The 19467-nt window shown below is 43.2% G+C and carries 16 protein-coding genes; 4 read left to right on the top strand and 12 right to left on the bottom strand.

The window, feature by feature from the left end:
• Positions 1–69: 69 nt before the first annotated feature.
• Genes hydF through BACHE_RS10630 form a run of 4 tightly spaced genes read right to left on the bottom strand, consistent with a single transcriptional unit; the run spans position 70 to position 5198 of the window.
• Positions 70–1278, bottom strand: coding sequence for a [FeFe] hydrogenase H-cluster maturation GTPase HydF (hydF, locus tag BACHE_RS10645; protein WP_013547708.1), 1209 nt, complete (start codon positions 1276–1278; stop codon positions 70–72).
• Positions 1253–2671, bottom strand: a complete 1419-nt coding sequence (gene hydG / locus BACHE_RS10640; protein ID WP_013547707.1) for a [FeFe] hydrogenase H-cluster radical SAM maturase HydG — start codon at positions 2669–2671, stop codon at positions 1253–1255. The genes hydF and hydG overlap by 26 nt, the downstream gene beginning before the upstream one ends.
• A 12-nt stretch (positions 2672–2683) precedes the next feature.
• Positions 2684–3721 carry a [FeFe] hydrogenase H-cluster radical SAM maturase HydE gene (hydE, locus tag BACHE_RS10635; protein ID WP_013547706.1) on the bottom strand — a complete coding sequence of 346 codons (1038 nt, stop codon included), beginning with the start codon at positions 3719–3721 and terminating at the stop codon, positions 2684–2686.
• A 16-nt stretch (positions 3722–3737) separates the two neighbouring features.
• Positions 3738–5198 carry a monomeric [FeFe] hydrogenase gene (locus BACHE_RS10630; RefSeq protein WP_013547705.1) on the bottom strand — a complete coding sequence of 487 codons (1461 nt, stop codon included), beginning with the start codon at positions 5196–5198 and terminating at the stop codon, positions 3738–3740.
• Positions 5199–5310: 112 nt separating this feature from the next.
• On the opposite strand from BACHE_RS10630, the gene BACHE_RS10625 reads away from it, so the two are divergent.
• Complete coding sequence (locus tag BACHE_RS10625; protein WP_013547704.1) at positions 5311–5808, top strand: GNAT family N-acetyltransferase; 498 nt, start codon at positions 5311–5313, stop codon at positions 5806–5808.
• Between the two features lie 87 nt (positions 5809–5895).
• Here BACHE_RS10625 and BACHE_RS10620 read toward each other — a convergent pair whose 3' ends face one another.
• The 3 genes from BACHE_RS10620 to uvrA form a co-directional block, all read right to left on the bottom strand.
• Positions 5896–7458 (bottom strand): peptide MFS transporter, encoded by a 1563-nt coding sequence (locus tag BACHE_RS10620; protein ID WP_013547703.1) that lies wholly within the window; start codon positions 7456–7458, stop codon positions 5896–5898.
• 80 nt (positions 7459–7538) lie between these two features.
• The gene (ybaK, locus tag BACHE_RS10615) at positions 7539–8012 is read right to left on the bottom strand and encodes a Cys-tRNA(Pro) deacylase (protein ID WP_013547702.1); all 474 of its coding nucleotides are present in this window, start codon (positions 8010–8012) and stop codon (positions 7539–7541) included.
• 28 nt (positions 8013–8040) lie between these two features.
• Positions 8041–10872 carry an excinuclease ABC subunit UvrA gene (uvrA, locus tag BACHE_RS10610; protein ID WP_013547701.1) on the bottom strand — a complete coding sequence of 944 codons (2832 nt, stop codon included), beginning with the start codon at positions 10870–10872 and terminating at the stop codon, positions 8041–8043.
• Between the two features lie 211 nt (positions 10873–11083).
• Here uvrA and BACHE_RS10605 point away from each other — a divergent pair, with 211 nt between their 5' ends.
• Both BACHE_RS10605 and BACHE_RS10600 read left to right on the top strand, forming a co-directional pair.
• On the top strand, positions 11084–12871 hold the full coding sequence (locus BACHE_RS10605; RefSeq protein ID WP_013547700.1) for a muramidase family protein: 1788 nt from the start codon (positions 11084–11086) through the stop codon (positions 12869–12871).
• Between the two features lie 5 nt (positions 12872–12876).
• Positions 12877–13575: a porin family protein gene (locus BACHE_RS10600; RefSeq protein WP_013547699.1), complete on the top strand. Its 699-nt coding sequence runs from the start codon at positions 12877–12879 to the stop codon at positions 13573–13575.
• A 112-nt stretch (positions 13576–13687) separates the two neighbouring features.
• Here BACHE_RS10600 and BACHE_RS10595 read toward each other — a convergent pair whose 3' ends face one another.
• The 5 genes from BACHE_RS10595 to BACHE_RS10575 all read right to left on the bottom strand — a co-directional run bounded on the left by BACHE_RS10595 (position 13688) and on the right by BACHE_RS10575 (position 17232).
• Complete coding sequence (locus tag BACHE_RS10595; protein ID WP_013547698.1) at positions 13688–14146, bottom strand: DUF4293 domain-containing protein; 459 nt, start codon at positions 14144–14146, stop codon at positions 13688–13690.
• Positions 14146–14481 (bottom strand): DNA-directed RNA polymerase subunit omega, encoded by a 336-nt coding sequence (locus BACHE_RS10590; RefSeq protein ID WP_009126722.1) that lies wholly within the window; start codon positions 14479–14481, stop codon positions 14146–14148. The genes BACHE_RS10595 and BACHE_RS10590 overlap by 1 nt, the downstream gene beginning before the upstream one ends.
• Before the next feature lie 52 nt (positions 14482–14533).
• On the bottom strand, positions 14534–15337 hold the full coding sequence (locus BACHE_RS10585) for an outer membrane protein assembly factor BamD (RefSeq protein WP_013547697.1): 804 nt from the start codon (positions 15335–15337) through the stop codon (positions 14534–14536).
• 149 nt (positions 15338–15486) lie between these two features.
• A complete protein-coding gene (locus BACHE_RS10580; protein ID WP_013547696.1) occupies positions 15487–15912 on the bottom strand; it encodes an amino acid-binding protein in 426 nt (141 codons plus the stop codon).
• 21 nt (positions 15913–15933) lie between these two features.
• The gene (locus BACHE_RS10575) at positions 15934–17232 is read right to left on the bottom strand and encodes a phenylacetate--CoA ligase (RefSeq protein WP_013547695.1); all 1299 of its coding nucleotides are present in this window, start codon (positions 17230–17232) and stop codon (positions 15934–15936) included.
• Between the two features lie 112 nt (positions 17233–17344).
• On the opposite strand from BACHE_RS10575, the gene uvrB reads away from it, so the two are divergent.
• The gene (gene uvrB / locus BACHE_RS10570) at positions 17345–19399 is read left to right on the top strand and encodes an excinuclease ABC subunit UvrB (RefSeq protein ID WP_013547694.1); all 2055 of its coding nucleotides are present in this window, start codon (positions 17345–17347) and stop codon (positions 19397–19399) included.
• The last annotated feature ends 68 nt before the right edge of the window (positions 19400–19467 follow it).

The following is a 19467-nucleotide window of genomic DNA, read 5'->3' as shown; positions in this document are numbered from 1 at the left end:
TACCTTGTAATACAAGATACCTATATATTAAATATAATTAACACTGGATTCGAGATTTGGAGAGGCCGTCTAAGAATTCAAGCTTATTTTATCCAATATTCCGGTCAGATAGGCTATGGCAACTCCGTAATTCGTCATTGGAACACCTTGGATGCGGGCACTTGTAATCCGGCTAAGTACATACTTCCGGTTGAACATGCACGCACCGCAATGAATAATAAGATCGTAACCGGAAAGGTCTTGGGGAAAATCATGACCGGACACCATATCTATATGCAAATCTTCACCGACGCTTTTCCGCAATAAACGGGGGATTTTGACTCTGCCGATATCTTCCGTCAGCGGGGCATGGGTACAGGCTTCAGCTATCAACACACGGGATTGTGTGGTAAGGTTACCGATAGCGAACGCCCCTTCTGTAAAATAACCGATATCTCCTTTATAACCTGCAAAAAGTACGGAAAAAGAAGTAAGCTGACTTTCGGCGGGCTTCTGACGAAAAACAACCGGGAATACCTGTGAATCGGTAATAATCAGTTTGGGAGGGCGGATAAGGGCCTGCAGAGTAACTTGAAATTTGTCAGTAGTGCAACTCATCACCAAACACCTCTTTTCCAGCAGTTCACGAATAGTCTGAACCTGAGGCAAAATAAGCCGGCCTTTGGGAGCCTGTATGTCTTGCGGCATTACCAGAAGAACGACATCACCCTCTCCAACCAGTCCTCCGGTAATGGTTTGTTCGCCGAAATCTTCGGGTAACTTCTCAAGAATAGCCCGGAATATATTTTGAATACCGATAAGTTTTTGGGCACTGACAATAACAGGATATTGCCCGAAGATTCTTTCAATATCCGAAGCCAATCTATCAACATCTGTACGAAGATCGAATTTATTAAGAACCGGAACTATCGGAATTTTGCGTTCGGTCAGCATACCAAACCACTCTTTTTCCAGAATACCTCCATCTTCACAAAGCAACAAGGCAATATCCGTTCTTTCTACTATCTGCAAAGTACGCTCTACACGCATCTCTCCCAATTTGTTCTCATCGTCATCAAAGCCGGGAGTATCTATGAAAAGACAGGAGCCAAGAAGATGTACTTCCATAGCTTTCATCACGGGGTCGGTTGTAGTGCCCGGAACAGATGAGACCAAAGCCGTATCCTGCCCTGTCAAGGCATTGACAAGGCTGGACTTACCACTATTCCTCCGCCCGAAAATGGCAATATGCAGACGGTTTGCATTGGGAGTCTTAAAATCTGAAGTCTCTTTTTCCATTCTCTATTTCTTGCAGGTTCTTTAAAGCAATCCCACGAATCTTGGGATTGGGAATATGCTCCAGTTCTTCACGAATCAGGTGAATTCCCTTCTCCTTCGTATCAGGTGAAGCATAATCTTCCAAATATTCTTTCAGTGTCATCAGAGCATTCGGCTGGCAACAATTGGCAATCTGCCCGCGCTTTACCAGTGACATGAAACGATCACCGGTGCGCCCTTCACGGTAACATGCTGTACAGAAGCTGGGAATATGCCCAAGATCTAACAGCCAGTTGACAATCTCATCCAATGTGCGCCTGTCACTGACATCAAACTGTGCGGAGTTTTCTTCTATAGTTTCAGGTACAGCATAACCACCAACACTGGTACGAGAACCACCGCTGATTTGTGAAATTCCGAGTTCAAGGACTCTGCGACGTACTGTTTCCGGCTCACGGGTTGAAATAATCATACCGGTATAAGGCACTGCTATTCGGATAACTGCCACAATACGACAAAACATTTCATCGGAAATTGCATTGGGAAAGTCGTGTGTGGAAATGTCATTAGCCGGACAAATACGGGGAACACTAACAGTATGCGGTCCTACCCCGAAAGTAGCCTCCAGATGCTCGGCATGCATTAACAGCCCTACAAAATCGTACCGGTAAGTATTCAGTCCGAACAATACACCTATCCCCACATCGTCTATGCCACCTTCCATAGCACGATCCATGGCCTCGGTGTGATAAGCATAATCGCTCTTCGGGCCGGTGGGATGCAAAGCTTCATAATTCTCTTTATCATAGGTTTCCTGAAAAAGAATATATGTCCCTATACCAGCATCTTTCAACCGACGATAGTTCTCCACCGTTGTAGCTGCAATATTCACGTTCACCCTGCGGATCGCTCCATTTTTGTGATGAATACCGTAAATTGTCCGTATGGATTCCAAGATGTAATCAATAGGATTACGCCGCGGGTCCTCACCGACTTCCAGTGCCAAGCGCTTATGCCCCATGTCTTGCAGAGCAACCACTTCCCGTCGTATTTCTTCCTGAGAAAGCTTTTTACGGGTAATAGTGCGGTTTTTGGCATGATAGGGACAATATACGCAACCGTTCACACAATAATTAGACAAATACAATGGAGCAAACATTACAATGCGATTGCCATAGAATTTCCGTTTTATTTCTTTTGCCAGATGAAAAATACGTTCCATCAGATCAGGCTGGTCACATTCCAATAGTAAGGCTGCCTCCCGATGGGAAAGTCCGCGACAAAGAGAAGCCTTTTCAATCAGACTCTCAATGAGCATACGGTTATTGCGATTATCGTAAGCATACTTCAACGTATCAAGTATTTCTTGATGATCGATGAATTCTTTCGCTTGTTTTGACTTTATATTATACACGTGTTACAATGATTAGTGATTATAGTCTCCTCTGTCCTTAGATATTTTATAGCCGATATTGTTCAGCTTATTTTCCAGCATTCTCAATCCTTCGGCAGCTTCGGCTCCCAAAGAAGCCTTATTGTCGTAAAGTGAATACTTCTGTCGCTGGCTCTGCGGAGAAAGATTGGGCATAACGACATTGGCGCCTGCCAGAATTCCCCGTTCCCGTCCGTCTGGTGCAAGTGTTGCAAGTGCCGTGGTAGAAGGGATCAGGGCACCGGGATGCATCAGCCGAAAAATGGAGAGCAATTTCAAAGTAAGCCTCATACTCCCCGGCGGATATGAAGCAAACGGTGTGTCATGATGTGGGAGAAAAGGTCCCATACCTATCATTTCGGGACGGAACTGCTCTATGTAAAGAAGATCTTCCACCAAATGGCCGATAGTCTGGTAAGGGCTTCCGACCATAATACCCGTTCCTACCTGATAGCCTATTTCCTTCAGCCAGTTCAAACATTCCAGCCTATGGGGCAAAGAAAGTTCTTCCGGATGAAGCTTACGGTAATGCTCTTCATTATAAGTTTCATGGCGAAGCAAATAACGATTGGCTCCCGCCTCAAAAAAGCATTTATAGACTTCCCGGGACTTCTCTCCCAATGACAAGGTAATGGCACAATCCGGAAATTCCCGACGGATAGAGGCAACAATCTCTACCATTCGCTCATCCTCCATTCCGGATAACTCACCCCCTTGCAATACAAAGGTACGAAAGCCAAGATGGTATCCTTCACGGCAGCACGACAGAATTTCTTCCTTCGTCAGGCCATAACGGGGGATATTTATGTTTTCCTTCCGTATTCCGCAGTAATAACAGTTATTACGGCATCGATTTGTTATTTCAATCAGACCACGGATAAAAATCCGGTTACCAAAGCGGGCAAGTGAAACCTGGCGTGCCTGTCCTTGCAGATACTCCAAAGTTTCTACATCCTCGCATAACAATAATGTTCTGTACTCTACGACACTTAATTTCCGTTCTCTGCGTAATTTGTCAACCAAAGTTTTCATCCCGTTCCCCGGCACTTTAATAGGTCTTTTCCTGCTTCATGAGTTCCTGCTGCAACTGGCGTTTGCCGGCAGAAACTTCATTGTGGGCACATGGACCGGTAATACATCCACCCTCACACGCCATAACTTCGACAAACTGTCCCGGAGCCTTTCCAGACTTGGCATAAGCGCGCAAAGCACCGATTGACTTTTTGTCCAGATTGGCAACTTGGATGGCATTGATTTTGTCCGCTTCTTCTTTGAGATAAGCTTTCACCGCCCCCATAACACCACCTGCCTGTGCAAAGCCATGAGCCTCACGTACAGAAGTAAACTTCATAGCGTATGGTTGCGCCTGCTCCATTGGAATATCCAGCCCTGCCAGCACAGAAGCCACTTCTTCAAAAGTCATGATGAAATCCACCGCCTCGTCACGCTGAGCTTCTTTACGCTTGGCTACACATGGCCCAATGAAAACAATTTTGGCATCAGGATACTTTTCTTTGGCGATACGGGCTGTATAATACATTGGTGATCCTGTGCCAGAGACATAAGGCTTCATTCCCGAAATATGCTTGTTGACCAGTTCTATATAAGACGGACAACAGGAGGTCGTCATGAATTTCTGCCCTTCCTCCAGTTTTTCAAGTAGCTCATGAGCCTCATTGCTGACGGTATCCATGGCTCCTTGAGCCACTTCAATCACATCCGTAAACCCTACAGCCTTCAAAGCTCCATATACATGTTCGATGGTAGTCTTAAATTGTCCCAATATGGACGGAGCTACAACAGCCACCAACTTTTCTCCTTTACGTATTTTGTGCAATACATCAAATACTTGTGAAACTTCAAAGATAGCGCCAAAAGGACAGGCATTCAGACATTTTCCACAATAAATGCATTTGCTTTCATCAATGTGCTCTATTCCTTTCTCATCCTTACTGATAGCTTTTACCGGACAGGCTTCTTCACAGGGAACAGGAATATAGACAATAGCATGATAAGGACAACTCTTATGACAGATGCCGCAACTGATACATGCATCATGATCTATCCATGCCTGGCCGCTTTCCTTTACATGTACAGCCTTCTTAGGGCAATTTACCTGGCAACTGCGTGCCGTACAGCCACGGCAAAGATTAGTGATTTCATAGTTAATCTGTACGCAGGCAGAGCATGCTTCGTCTATCACACACATTATATTTTCTTTCGGCTTGCCGTTTTCTGCGCGGTCCAGCGCACGTACCGCATATTCGGACAAAGGAGTCAGTTCATCTGTTTCATCTTCCATGTCCAGCCCCAGCAATGGCAATGATTTGTATTTCCACACCGCCCGTTCTTTATGCACACAACAGCGTCCGGCATGCTTTGACCTTCTCGGGCTCAATTCGATGGGGAGACGGTCTATTTTCTCCACAAGTTCGTTATCGTTCCACAGTTTTACCAGTTCTTTCAGTAATCTGTGACGGACAATCATTATGTTACTCTGAAATGCCATAATATTTATAAATCTGAATTAGTTAGTTGGTAACAATCCACAAAGATAGTGATTGTTTTGCTATTGGCATAAAAACCGTAACTTTGTGACATAATAATTAAATACGAATGATATGTTTACCATTAAAAAAGCAACAACTTCTGATTGCGAATTAATCCAGGAACTTGCACAGCAGATATTTCCTGCAACCTATAAAGAGATTCTTACCCCTGAACAAATAGACTACATGATGGACTGGATGTATTCACGGAAAAACATCCGTAAACAGATGGAAGAAGAAGGACATGTTTACCTTCTGGCCTACAAAGAATGCGAAGCGGCAGGATATGTATCCGTACAGCCACAAGGTGAGAATATATTCCATCTGCAAAAGATTTATGTACTACCCTGCTATCAAGGTGTGCACTGCGGAAGTTTCCTGTTCCATGAAGCTATAAAATACATTAAGGAAGTGCATCCCGACCCGTGCTTGATGGAACTGAATGTAAACCGCAACAATAAGGCACTGCAATTCTATGAACATATGGGAATGAAAAAGTTAAGAGAAGGAGATTTTCCAATTGGGAATGGGTATTACATGAACGATTATATCATGGGATTGGAAATTTAGTAAAACCTCACCAAGCTTTATAAAAAGGAAAGAGGATAACCTGATGATTACCGGATTATCCTCTTTCCTTTTTATAAAACTCGGTGATTATTTTGTCACACGCTCTAACCATTTGACCATGCCCAGCATAACTCCCATAGATATAAGACAAACAATGAAGAATACCGTCCAACATTCCCAAATAGGAATCTTATTGTACATCAACGGGCCTACCCACAAGAAAAGATTACCTATCGCCGTTGCACCCAGCCACAAACCTTGACATAAACCTTGAATATGTTTGGGAGCTACTTTGGATACAAATGAAAGGCCTAACGGAGAAATGAACAGTTCAGCTACCGTTAAGAAGAAATAGATGACTATCAATACCCACGGTCCGGCTTTCAGTCCGGCTTTAGCAGAATCGGCCATTGCCTTAAATTCAGTGCCCGAAGGATAGCCCTGTATTGCCGAATAAATTGCAAGGAACAAGAAAGCCGTTCCGGCAATACCCATACCTATCGCAATCTTTTTGGGAGTGGAAATCTCCTTGCCACGACGAGTCAGAGCGCCAAAAAACAGCATGATAAGTGGAGTCAACGTAATCACAAAGAAAGGATTAACAGCTTGCCATATTTCGGGAGCGATACTATCCGTCACTACAAAGTCACGTGCAAAATAAGACAATGACTGTCCATTCTGATGGAATGAGAACCAGAAAAAGATAACAACTCCCAACACTGCAAACAGTGCATAGAGACGCTGCTTGATTTCTTTTGCCATAGCCGCTTTTTCTTCCGGAGTATAATCAACAGACTCCTGCTTTGCTTTCTTACCCGGTGTTGGAAATACCTTGCGACACAAAACAAAAATAAAGAGAGAAATAAGCATAGCCACTACCGATGCTATAAACGAATAATGAATACCCGTATTAAATACATCCAGATATTGAGTAGAGAATGCACTCAAATCACCGGTAGCCGTGCCACCTACTTTGACGACAAGTTCAGTAAAATTTGAAAGTTTGTCCGAAGCCATATTCACGCTATCATTGATATACTGATGACACAATGCAGGCAAATCGGCATTATACGCCAAATTATGAACTTTCAACCACCATTCCCTAAGCAGAGGAGCGACAAAAGGAGCAATCAAGCCACCTATATTAATAAATACATAGAAAATCTGGAAACCGGAATCACGACGGCTCTTTGCCAACTTCACTGCTTCGGGACCTTGCTTCTCAGCCTCTTTCTCAAAGTTATCATACATCTGGCCCACGATAGCTTGCAGGTTACCCTTAAAAAGTCCGTTGCCAAAAGCGATAAGAAACAAAGCGAAACATGTCAAAGGAAGCAGCCAACCGATATTTCCAGCAGTGGACAGCACCGGGATGGACAGAATGACATAACCCAATGACATAACCATCAATCCTGACATGATGGTTCCCTTGTAATTTTGGGTTCTGTCAGCAATGACACCGCCAACCAAACTCAACACATAGATTCCACAATAGAAGACTGAATAAATTATGGCACTCGTTTCGTCACTTAAACCAAACTTAGAGCAAAGGAACAATACCAGCACGGCATTCATGATATAGTAACCAAACCGTTCTCCCATATTAGAGATAGCAGCAGCCAGCAAACCTTTAGGGTGATTCTTGAACATAAAAAACTTTTTTTTAAATTAGTAATTAGATTGATTTCTTTATATTTTTTGCAAATATATGCTTTTCAATGAATATTCTTCTAAAAAAGAGCACAAACTTCCGCATGTATTTCCCTTATCAAATCTTTTGGATTCAATTTAAGCTGCATCCCCCTCTGACCTGCACTGATATAAATATATGGAAAAAGGAAGCATGATTCATGAATATAGGTAGGAAATGGCTTTTTCAGACCGATTGGTGAACAACCGCCACGTATATACCCGGTCAAAGGGAGCAAATCTTTCATTGGTATGAGATCACACTTCTTGTTTCCGGATGCTTTAGCTGCCAATTTCAAATCAACTTCACGTTCACCTGGAATAACACAGACAAAATATCCGTTTCTATCACCATGAAGTATCAAGGTTTTGAAAACACAATTTATATCTTCATTCAGGCTGGCAGCAACATGTACCGCACTTAAATCATTCTCGTCCACCTCGTAAGGGATAAGTTCATAAGCTATTCCGGCTTTATCCAAAAGTCTCGCAGCATTTGTTTTATTGATCTTCATTGGTTTTATCAATCTGAATTCGGTTTATTCATTTCATTTTCAATTCTTCTCTCAGAAATTTGGGTGTGTAGCCTTTCTTGCTTTTGGCTACTTCCTCTGGTGTTCCACAAGCCAAAAGCTCTCCTCCACCCTTACCACCTTCAGGTCCCATATCTATAATATAGTCCGCCATTTTGATAACATCAAGATTATGCTCAATGACAATAACCGTATTGCCTTTATCAACCAGTTTATTGAGTACATTCATCAAGACACGGATATCCTCAAAATGTAGTCCTGTGGTGGGTTCGTCCAAAATATACAGAGTCTTTCCGGTGTCACGTTTTGAAAGTTCAGTGGCAAGTTTCACACGCTGGCTCTCACCACCGGAAAGCGTAGTGGAAGACTGCCCCAACTTGATGTACCCCAATCCCACTTCTTGAATCACCTTAATTTTATTCAATATCTGAGGAACATTCTCAAAGAACTCCACAGCACGATTAATGGTCATGTCCAACACATCAGCAATCGATTTTCCCTTAAAACGCACCTCAAGGGTTTCACGGTTATAGCGCTTACCGTGGCATACCTCGCAAGGGACATACACATCAGGCAGAAAATTCATCTCAATAGTTTTATACCCGTTTCCTTGACAGACTTCACAACGCCCGCCACTAACATTGAAAGAAAAGCGTCCGGGCTTGTAACCACGTATCTTCGCTTCGGGCAGACCGACAAATAAGTTGCGGATGTCAGAAAACACCCCTGTATAAGTGGCAGGATTGGAACGTGGTGTACGTCCCAAAGGAGACTGATCCACATTTACCACTTTATCAATATATTCCACCCCTTCTATGCTGTCATACTCCAACGGATCTTGAAGTGAACGATAGAACTTCTGAGACAAGATAGGTTGCAACGTTTCATTAATAAGTGTGGATTTTCCACTACCGGAAACACCGGTCACGCAAATCAATTTGCCAAGCGGAAACTCAACATTCACATTTTTCAGGTTATTGCCTCTGGAACCACACAGCCACAAACTGTGGCCGTTACCTCCACGTCGTTCAGCAGGTATCTCAATGGTACGTTCACCGTTAAGATATTGCGAAGTCAGTGTATGTGTACGCAACATTTCTCCAGGAGTACCGGCAAATACGACTTCCCCTCCCAGCCGACCGGCTTTAGGCCCCATATCAATAACATAATCAGCGGCAAGCATCATGTCCTTATCGTGCTCTACAACGATCACGGAGTTACCGATATCACGCAGTTCTTTCAGTGAGTGGATCAGACGTTGATTATCACGCTGATGCAATCCTATACTCGGCTCATCCAGAATATAAAGGACATTCACCAGTTGCGAGCCGATTTGAGTTGCCAACCGGATACGCTGGCTTTCACCACCGGAAAGACTGACAGCACTGCGATTCAGCGAAAGATAATCCAGTCCTACGTCCAGCAGGAATTTAAGACGTGTACGAATTTCTTTCAGTATCTCAGCAGCAATCTGTTCCTGTTTACCACTAAGATACTGATCCACATTCATCAGCCAGTCATACAATTCACTGATATCCATAGTAGATAACTCGTAAATATTCTTATCGTGTATCCGAAACGAGAGAGCTTCCTTGTTCAACTTAGCCCCGTGGCATTCAGGACAGACAGTTGTCTTGGCAAACTGCTCCGCCCACTTCTGTGCAGTAGCAGAAGCATCTTTCTCCTGCAGCATCTGGATATACTTTACGACTCCTTCGAAAGTCACGAAATAATCCGAAGAAGTACCGATCAGTGAACTTTTAATCTTAATACGCTCGTCCGAGCCATAAAGAATCTCATCTATCGCATCGTCCGGCAGATCTTTTACCGGTGTCTTCAATGTAGCCTCATATTTCTCCAACAAAGCAGATATCTGCCAGAAGATCATACTGTTCTTATATTTTCCCAACGGAATAATCGCACCTTCCGAAACAGACAATCCGATATCGGGAATAATCTTTTCAATATCAATCTGGCTAACCACTCCCAAACCTTTACATTTGGGGCATGCACCTTGCGGAGAATTGAAAGAGAAATTATGCGGTGCTGGTTCCCGATAAGATAACCCGGTGACAGGACACATCAGCCTCTTGCTGTAATGCCGTATGCTGTCAGTTTGGATATCAAGTATCATCAGCAGACCATCCCCTTGGCGCATAGCCGTAACAACACTGCTTTTCAAACGTGCGTCATCCTTATCGGTAACTACCAGTTTGTCAACCACTACCTCCACATCATGGTTCTTGTAGCGGTCAAGTTTCATACCCGGCAATGCCTCACGCACTTCGCCATCTACACGGACATAAAGGTAGCCTTTTTTGCGAATTTGTTCGAAAAGTTCTTTATAATGACCTTTACGGTTACGCACTAATGGGGCTAGGATATAAATGCGTTTTCCCTTATAGTCTTTCTGAATAAGATCAAGAATCTGCTCCTCGGTATATTTCACCATCTTCTCGCCGGAAAGGTAAGAATAAGCCTCACCCGCGCGTGCGTATAACAAACGCAAGTAATCATAAACCTCTGTCGTCGTACCCACCGTAGAACGGGGATTCTTATTGGTTGTTTTCTGTTCGATGGAAATTACCGGACTCAGCCCCGTAATTTTATCGACATCAGGGCGTTCCAAATTACCCAGAAAGTTGCGGGCATAAGCTGAAAACGTTTCGATATAGCGACGTTGTCCTTCGGCAAAAATAGTATCAAAAGCAAGGGAAGATTTACCACTTCCACTAAGCCCCGTAATCACCGTAAGACTGTTTCGAGGAATTTCTGCATCTATATTTTTCAAATTGTGCACACGCGCACCATATACATTGATATATTCTGTTTCTTCTTGCATATTTGTTTATTCTACTTCGGTTTATAATGTTTCTGGGAAACATAACCACAAAAATAGCGGTTTCCCCTCGAATATCAGCCGAAAAGGATCATTTTTCAGTTTTGAAATGCACAATATTATTTCTTAACGCAATCTGTTGGTTAGAATGGTACAATATTAGTAACTTTGCAACTAATTTGGGAAATTGTAAACATAAACCAACGATTATTGAATGAAAAAGATTAACCGTATTATCTGCTCCTTATTGCTTGCCAGTGCATGCAGTTATGGTGTAGCACAAGAAAATCAATCTTATTTTCTGCATACTATTGAAAAAGGGCAAAGTCTTTATTCTATCGCAAGCATGTACGGAGTCAGCCAATCGGACATCGTAAAACTGAACCCCGGAAGCGACGAGAAAATATACACAGGCCGAACACTGCGTATACCGCGTGGAGCAGCCAATACAGAAAAGGAAACTTTTCATACTATCGAAGCCGGCGAAACACTCTACCGACTGACTGTGAAATACAATGTGTCCGCCAAAGCCATTTGTGATGCCAACCCCGGACTAAGCGCCGAAAACTTCCACATCGGGCAGGTTATCCGCATTCCCTCTTCCGTCGAAGCAAGCAAGCTCAACACCTCCGAAACAAAAAGTGACAATACGGTAATAAGCAGCAATATTCCCGGCCCGGTACAATCTCGTTGCCGCGACATGCATAAGGTAAAACGAAAAGAAACCGTATTCAGCATTAGCCGCGAATATGGCATCAGCGAAGCGGAACTAATTGCAGCCAACCCCGAATTGAAAGGTGAAAATAATATTAAAAAAGGAAGTTTCCTTTGCATCCCCTATCCTTCAGCCCAGACACAACCGAGCACACAGCCTCGGAATATCCCCACCGACAGTGAATTATTCCGCGAAAACAGAAAAGTAACAGAACGCTTCAGTACCATCAAAGCCGCCGTTATTCTTCCTTTCTTGGACGGCGTACCCAAAAGTGAATCGGCTCGTATGGTGGAATATTACGAAGGGCTGCTCATAGCAGTGGACAGCCTGAAACGTACAGGCACTTCCATAGACTTGTACACATATAATTCCGGCCCGGAAAACGCATCGCTGAATGCCATACTCGGTAAAGACGGGATGAAAGACATGGATATCATCTTCGGACCTTTATATCAGCAGCACATCAAGCCATTGGCAGACTTTACTAAAAAGAATGACATCCGCTTGGTTATTCCATTCACATCCAAGGATAACACAGTTTTCCGCAATCCCTCCGTCTACCAGATAAATACTCCTCAATCTTACCTGTACTCCGAAGTATATGACCATTTTGTACGGCAGTTCCCAAACGCAAATGTCATCTTTATTGAGGCAAGTCAGGGCACAAAAGACAAAGTAGAATTTATCAAGGGGCTGAAAGACGAATTACGCAACTATTCCATTCCGATGAAAAGCTTGAAAGAAGATGCTACCGTGGAATCATTGAAAGCCGCACTGCGTGCGGATCGCGAGAATATCTTCATACCGACTTCGGACAGTAATATGACCCTGATCAAGATTCTGCCACAACTCACCCTTCTAATTCGCGATCAGCCGGAAAGCCGTGTACATCTGTTCGGCTATCCAAAATGGCAAACTTACACCAAGGATCATTTGGAAGCATTCTTTGAACTGGACACTTATTTCTATTCTTCTTTCTATACCAATAACTTGCTTCCGGCTGCTATCAACTTCACCAAGAATTATCGCAGATGGTATGGCAAGGATATGGACGAACGCTATCCCAAATTCGGTATGCTGGGCTTTGACACAGGTTATTTCTTCCTGAAAGGATTGTCATATTATGGCTCAGAATTTGAAAAGAATACGCAAGGACTGAATCTGACACCTATCCAAACGGGCTTCAAATTCCAGCGAGTGAACAATTGGGGAGGCTTTATTAATAAAAAAGTATTCTTCGTACATTTCACGAAGAATTACGAATTGGTAAAACTGGACTTTGACTGACACTGATGAAACTGAAAACAATTATAGGAGCAACTTTACTGACATGTGCATGTACCTTGCCTGCACATGCACAAATTGGCGAACAACGCCATAATTTTGCAGTCGGTGTAAACGGGGGCATCAATTTGAACAGCCTGAGTTTCTCACCTACGGTGAAACAGAAAAACCTAATGGGCATCAATGGAGGAGTAACAGCCCGCTATATCTCTGAAAAATACTTCAGCATGATCTGCGGCGCACAAATAGAAGTAAACTTCTCACAACATGGCTGGGATGAATTCTATCAAGATTATCCCACCCTTAGCTATACCCGTACCATGAATTATGTAGAAATCCCTTTTCTGGCACATCTGGCTTTCGGCAAAGACAAAGGAATGCAATTCTTCATTCATGCGGGTCCCCAAATAGGCTTTCTGTTTAGCGACAGTGAAAAGATGTCAGGCGATTGGGCAGGAACACTTTCCACCGGTGCGCGCATTGAGGCAGAGCAGCACGAAAAACCGATTGACAACAAATTCGATTATGGCATTACCGGAGGAGCCGGCTTGGAAATCCGTACCAAAGCAGGAAATTTCCTGGTAGAAGGAAGATATTATTACGGTTTATCAGATATTTTCAACAGCTCTAAAAAAGATTACTTCTCACGTTCGGCACATGGAGTTATCACAGCCAAGATAACTTACCTCTTCGATCTTAGAAAATAACGGCTTATTTTATTCACAGCAATATATAAAGCAACAGGCCATGCACTCTCTATGTGAGCACATGGCCTGTTGTCTTATGAATAAATATCTGCTAACAAGTTCACCAGATATTTTACCTCAACCTATCCGCAGCCTTTACCATCAACTCATCCCTATAAATGGCACGAAAGGCTAAATAATTCAGGATAATTGATATAGCCGGAAGGCAAAGCGCCCATCCTAACCGGAAAGTCATGGTATCAAAATTATTTTTGAGAATGAACACGAATATAACGAATGCAATATAATATCCTATCAGCAAAATACTGCTGAAGATTGTCATACGCACTTGCAGCATCCGGTTACGAAACAAAAAGATAGTACAGAATGCAATAATCGTACTCAGTAACAATATGCCGAACAATCCCCACGTGGACTGAAAACCACCCTCAGCCATAGAAACGCCCAACGGCTTAAAAACATTTTCCGTAATTCCGTCTGCTTCTATAAATTTCCCCACGGGCATACATATGGCAACAACCAGCAGGATAGTTACCACGAATAAATAAACAGATTGAACACGTTGTATCATTATTGCAATTTCTCTTTTTCCTTAGCGGGGTTACGATAGTAAATCTTACCTTCAATATACTCTTGAGTAGCGATCAGAGTCGGTTTCGGCAGTTTCTCATAATAACGGGAAATTTCAATTTGCTCCCGGTTTTCAAATACTTCTTCCAAATTGTCATTGTAAGAAGCAAACTCAGCCAATTTTTTGGAGAGGTCATTCTTTATTTCAACGCTGATCTGATTAGCGCGTTTTCCAATGATAGCCACGCTTTCATATACATTACCGGTATCCTCACACAACTCCATCATATCACGGGTCACCGTAGTTGCAGGAGCATTTGTCTTTCTGTAATCCATAAATTTTCTATCTAATTTAATTCCTAATATCGAAATAAGTTCTATCTAAATCTTAATCCTTCAGAATCCTTTGTGATTCTTTAAAGATACGTTCGGCTTCCTTGATGTACTTACTTTCAGGAAATTCATTCTTAAAAGCATAATATTCATCTATGGCCTCACGGTAACGTTCCGGCTTTTTATCTTCCACACTATACACAGCCAATTCATACTTAGCCCGCAAAATCAAAATAGACAAATCTTCACGCAAATTTGTATAAGGATAGTCTTTTAAAGCATTTTGCGCCGTAATAACACAAGACTGATAATTATTACCCAAATAATTTCCCAAATTATAGTAAAGTTTAGCCGAAAGATATTCCTTCATCACCAACTTGTCCTGCAGGGCAAAAATCATATTCTGTGCTTCTTCTTTTTTTGCGCTTTTGGGAAAATATTCCATGAACATCTGCAACTGTTGGATTGCGCTATAAGTCCCCGATTGGTCAAGACGTGGTTCCGGAGTATCCAGATATAAAGCTTTACCGGCATGAAAACGTGCCAGTTCGGTATATGTGCCGCGCGGATAAACGTTATAATATTGGATGAATGTCTGAGCCGCAGTTTGGTAATCTTTCTGATTGTAGTAACTCATGCCCAGCATATAGAGGGATTCCTCAGCCTTGTCTGTACCTTTAAGGATGGCAATCAATTCATTAAGCAAAGTTGCAGCACGATTATACTGCCCTTTTGCAAAGTATGTTTTTGCCGCCTCGTACTTGTATTCATAATCCGTGCTTTTCAGCAACTTGTTGTATTCTCCACACGAGGAGAGCAGCATTGCTGCAAGCAGAGTCATAAGGATGTTCTTCTTCATTACTTTTGTTCAAATAATGTGCAAAGATAGAGGTTCATATCGAATAAAGCAACGATACGAACCTTAATTTTTCAAAAAGCAGACGAACGGGGCAGTTTTAAGGATTAAAGGGTAAAGAATAAAGATAACCCCTAAAATTTACCCCCTTTTTACAGTTTATACAAATCACTTGCCGCCAATAAATCCACTTTCTTCTCTGTCAGCACACGGATGCAGTTTTCCATATCGTTGGGACGGATAATAACATTCGCAGTTTCACCATTGGCAAAAGAATACATATATTCAATAAAAACTCCTTCATCGGACAAAAAGCGAAGCACCTTTGCCAATGAACCGGGTATATTGGGACAACAGATACCAACCACATCAGTCACATTTACAGCAAAATGATTATCTTTTAAAGCTTTATAGGCTTTATCAGGTTCAGAAACAATACCACGGAGAATACCAAAGTCCGCATTCTCGGCAATACAAAGCGCAGAGAGATTTACACCTTCTTTTGCGAGCACTTCAGTCACTTCTGTGAGACGGCCCGACTTATTCTCTAAAAAAATGGAAAGTTGTTTTGCTACCATAAGATCTTTTTGAATTTTCAATTACAATTTTCGATTATCAACAACACGTTTTGCCTTCCCCACACTACGCTCTATGCTGCGTGGTTCTACAATACGGACATCTACCCCCAGACCCAGCACGCTTTGCAAGCGGCCGGTAAGTTTCTTTTTCAATGCCAGCATCTTATTAATTTCATCAGAATAGTATTCCGGACGAACCTCAACCTGCAATTCCATCGTATCAGTATTATTTCTACGGTCCACAACAAGCAGATAATGCGGCTCAAATTCCGGCATCTCAAGAATAACGGATTCTATTTGTGTCGGGAATACATTGACACCACGGATAATAAGCATGTCATCACTCCTTCCGAGAATACGATCCATACGGACCAGAGTACGCCCACAAGTACATTTATCATAATGCAGAGCTGTAAGATCTTTGGTTCGGTAGCGCAATAAAGGCATTCCCTCTTTGGTGAGATGGGTAAAGACAAGTTCGCCGGTTTCCCCCGGGGCTACCGGTTCAAGTGTTTTAGGATCTATAATTTCAGGAAAATAATGATCTTCGTTAAGATGCGTACCATGCTGGCATTCACATTCATATCCCACACCGGGACCGGCTATCTCACTCAATCCGTAAATATCATACGCCTTGATACCCAGCTTAACTTCGATATCATGACGCATATTCTCAGTCCACGGTTCTGCACCGAAAGCACCGGCCTTCAAATTGAACTCTTCACGCGGAAAGCCCGAGTCTTTAATGGCATCTGCCAGGTAAAGTGCATACGAAGGTGTACAGCAAAGCATCGTCGAGCCAAAGTCATGCATCAGGGTAATCTGTTTTTCCGTATTTCCACTGGACATCGGAATGACAGAAGCGCCTATATTTTCAGCCCCTGCATGAGCTCCCAGTCCACCTGTGAAAAGCCCATAGCCATAAGATATCTGAAAAATATCAGAACTGCCGGCGCCGTATGCAGTGAAGGCACGGGACAGGCATTCCGACCAGACAGAGAGGTCTTTACGGGTATACCCCACAACCGTAGGCTTTCCGGTAGTGCCCGAAGAAGCATGAATGCGGACAATCTGGCTCATGGGAACGGCACAAAGTCCGAAAGGATAATTATCACGTAAATCATATTTTGTCGTGAAAGGTAATTTCACGATGTCGTCTATGCTTTTAATATCATCAGGAGTGATACCAAGCTCCTGCATTTTCTTACGGTAGAAAGGAGTGTCATGATAGACACGCTCCACAGTCTTGCTCAAACGAATGCTCTGAATTCTACGGAGGCTTTCACGATCCATACATTCAATGTTCTCATTCCAAATCATGTTTTTCGCTGTATTATATTAATGGTTATTATTATCTTTGCCACAAAGAAAAGAAATAATTTTGTTTATCTCAAAGATTTTACCGAATATTGCCGCCCACTAAGAAGATAAAATGAATAAATTTGAATTAACATCCACCTATAAGCCTACCGGTGATCAGCCGGAAGCCATCGCACAGTTAACCGAAGGTATACGTGAGGGACTTCCTGCACAAACCCTACTCGGTGTCACCGGTTCCGGAAAAACATTTACCATAGCCAACGTCATTGCCAACATCAACAAGCCTACATTAATATTGAGCCACAACAAGACACTGGCCGCCCAGCTATATAGTGAATTCAAAGGCTTCTTTCCCAACAATGCCGTAGAATATTATGTATCCTATTATGATTATTACCAGCCAGAAGCCTACCTCCCGTCTTCAGACACTTATATAGAAAAGGACCTCGCTATCAACGACGAGATTGACAAGCTACGTCTCGCAGCCACTTCTTCCCTTCTTTCGGGCAGAAAGGATGTAGTAGTGGTTTCTTCCGTATCATGCATCTATGGTATGGGAAACCCGTCTGACTTCTATAATAATGTCATCGAAGTGCAGCAAGGCCACAATTTCAGTCGCAATGTATTTCTGCGCCGGTTGGTGGACAGCCTCTATGTGCGCAACGATATGGATCTCAACCGCGGAAATTTCCGTGTTAAAGGCGATACGGTCGATATCTATCTGGCTTATGCCGACAACTTACTGCGCATAGTTTTCTGGGGCGACGAGATAGACAGTATAGAAGAAGTGGATCCCATAAGTGGTGTTAGCATTGCCAAATTCGATGGATACAAGATTTATCCAGCCAATCTTTTCATGACCACCAAAGAAGCTACCTTACGCGCCATCCATGAGATAGAAGACGACTTGCACAAACAGACACAGTGGTTTGAGAATGAAGGTCGTCCTTTTGAAGCCAAACGTCTGCAGGAACGTGTCACCTACGACATGGAGATGATACGCGAATTGGGGCATTGTTCCGGCATCGAAAACTATTCCCGCTATTTTGACGGACGTGCAGCCGGTACTCGTCCTTACTGTCTGCTTGACTTCTTCCCGGAAGACTTTCTGATAGTCATTGATGAGAGCCATGTAAGTGTTCCGCAAATACGTGCCATGTATGGTGGCGACCGGGCACGTAAAGTCAACCTTGTGGAATATGGTTTTCGTCTGCCTGCCGCTATGGACAATCGACCTCTGAAGTTCGATGAATTCGAAGCAATGGCAAAGCAAGTGATATACGTCAGCGCTACTCCGGCAGATTATGAATTAGTACGATCGGAAGGAATCGTTGTGGAGCAAGTCATACGACCTACGGGCTTGCTAGACCCCATTATCGAAGTCCGTCCGAGCCACAACCAGATAGATGACCTGATGGAAGAAATCCAAGTGCGCATTGAAAAGAAAGAGCGTACACTTGTCACCACACTTACCAAACGGATGGCCGAAGAACTGACAGAATACCTGCTGAACAACAATGTAAAGTGCAACTATATCCATAGTGACGTCGATACTCTGGAACGTGTAAAGATCATGAGCGACCTTCGTGAAGGGAAATACGATGTCCTTGTCGGCGTCAACTTGTTGCGCGAAGGACTCGACCTGCCGGAAGTATCTCTCGTCGCTATTCTTGACGCAGACAAGGAAGGCTTTCTACGCTCCCACCGTTCATTAACACAAACAGCCGGACGCGCCGCCCGTAACGTAAACGGCATGGTCATCATGTATGCCGACAAAATTACGGAAAGCATGCAGTTGACCATCGATGAAACCAACCGCCGCCGAGAGAAGCAGTTGAGATATAATGAGGAGCATGGCATCATCCCTCAGCAAATCAGGAAAGCTAAAAATCTCAATGTATTTGCAGGCGCAGAATCGTCGGCCGAAACTACGGGCGGAAAGAACAAGGCGACAGTCACTCCACGTCCTTATGTGGAGCAGAATACCATGTCTGCCATCGCTGCCGACCCGATTATGCAATACATGAGTCGCGCCCAATTGGAAAAGAGCATCGAACGCACCAGAAAACTGATGCAGGAAGCAGCCAAGAAACTTAATTTCATCGAAGCAGCCCAATATCGTGATGAAGTACTGAAAATGGAAAAACTGCTGGAGGAAAAGGAATAATCCGATTTAAGCTTACCGAAAAGAAGAAGGCGGTGGAGATTTTGAATCTCCACCGCCTTTCATTATTA

Source organism: Bacteroides helcogenes P 36-108, assembly GCF_000186225.1.
Classification (GTDB): domain Bacteria; phylum Bacteroidota; class Bacteroidia; order Bacteroidales; family Bacteroidaceae; genus Bacteroides; species Bacteroides helcogenes.
Note: the sequence above shows the minus strand (reverse complement) of the source record. Positions and strands in the feature narration are given on the sequence as shown.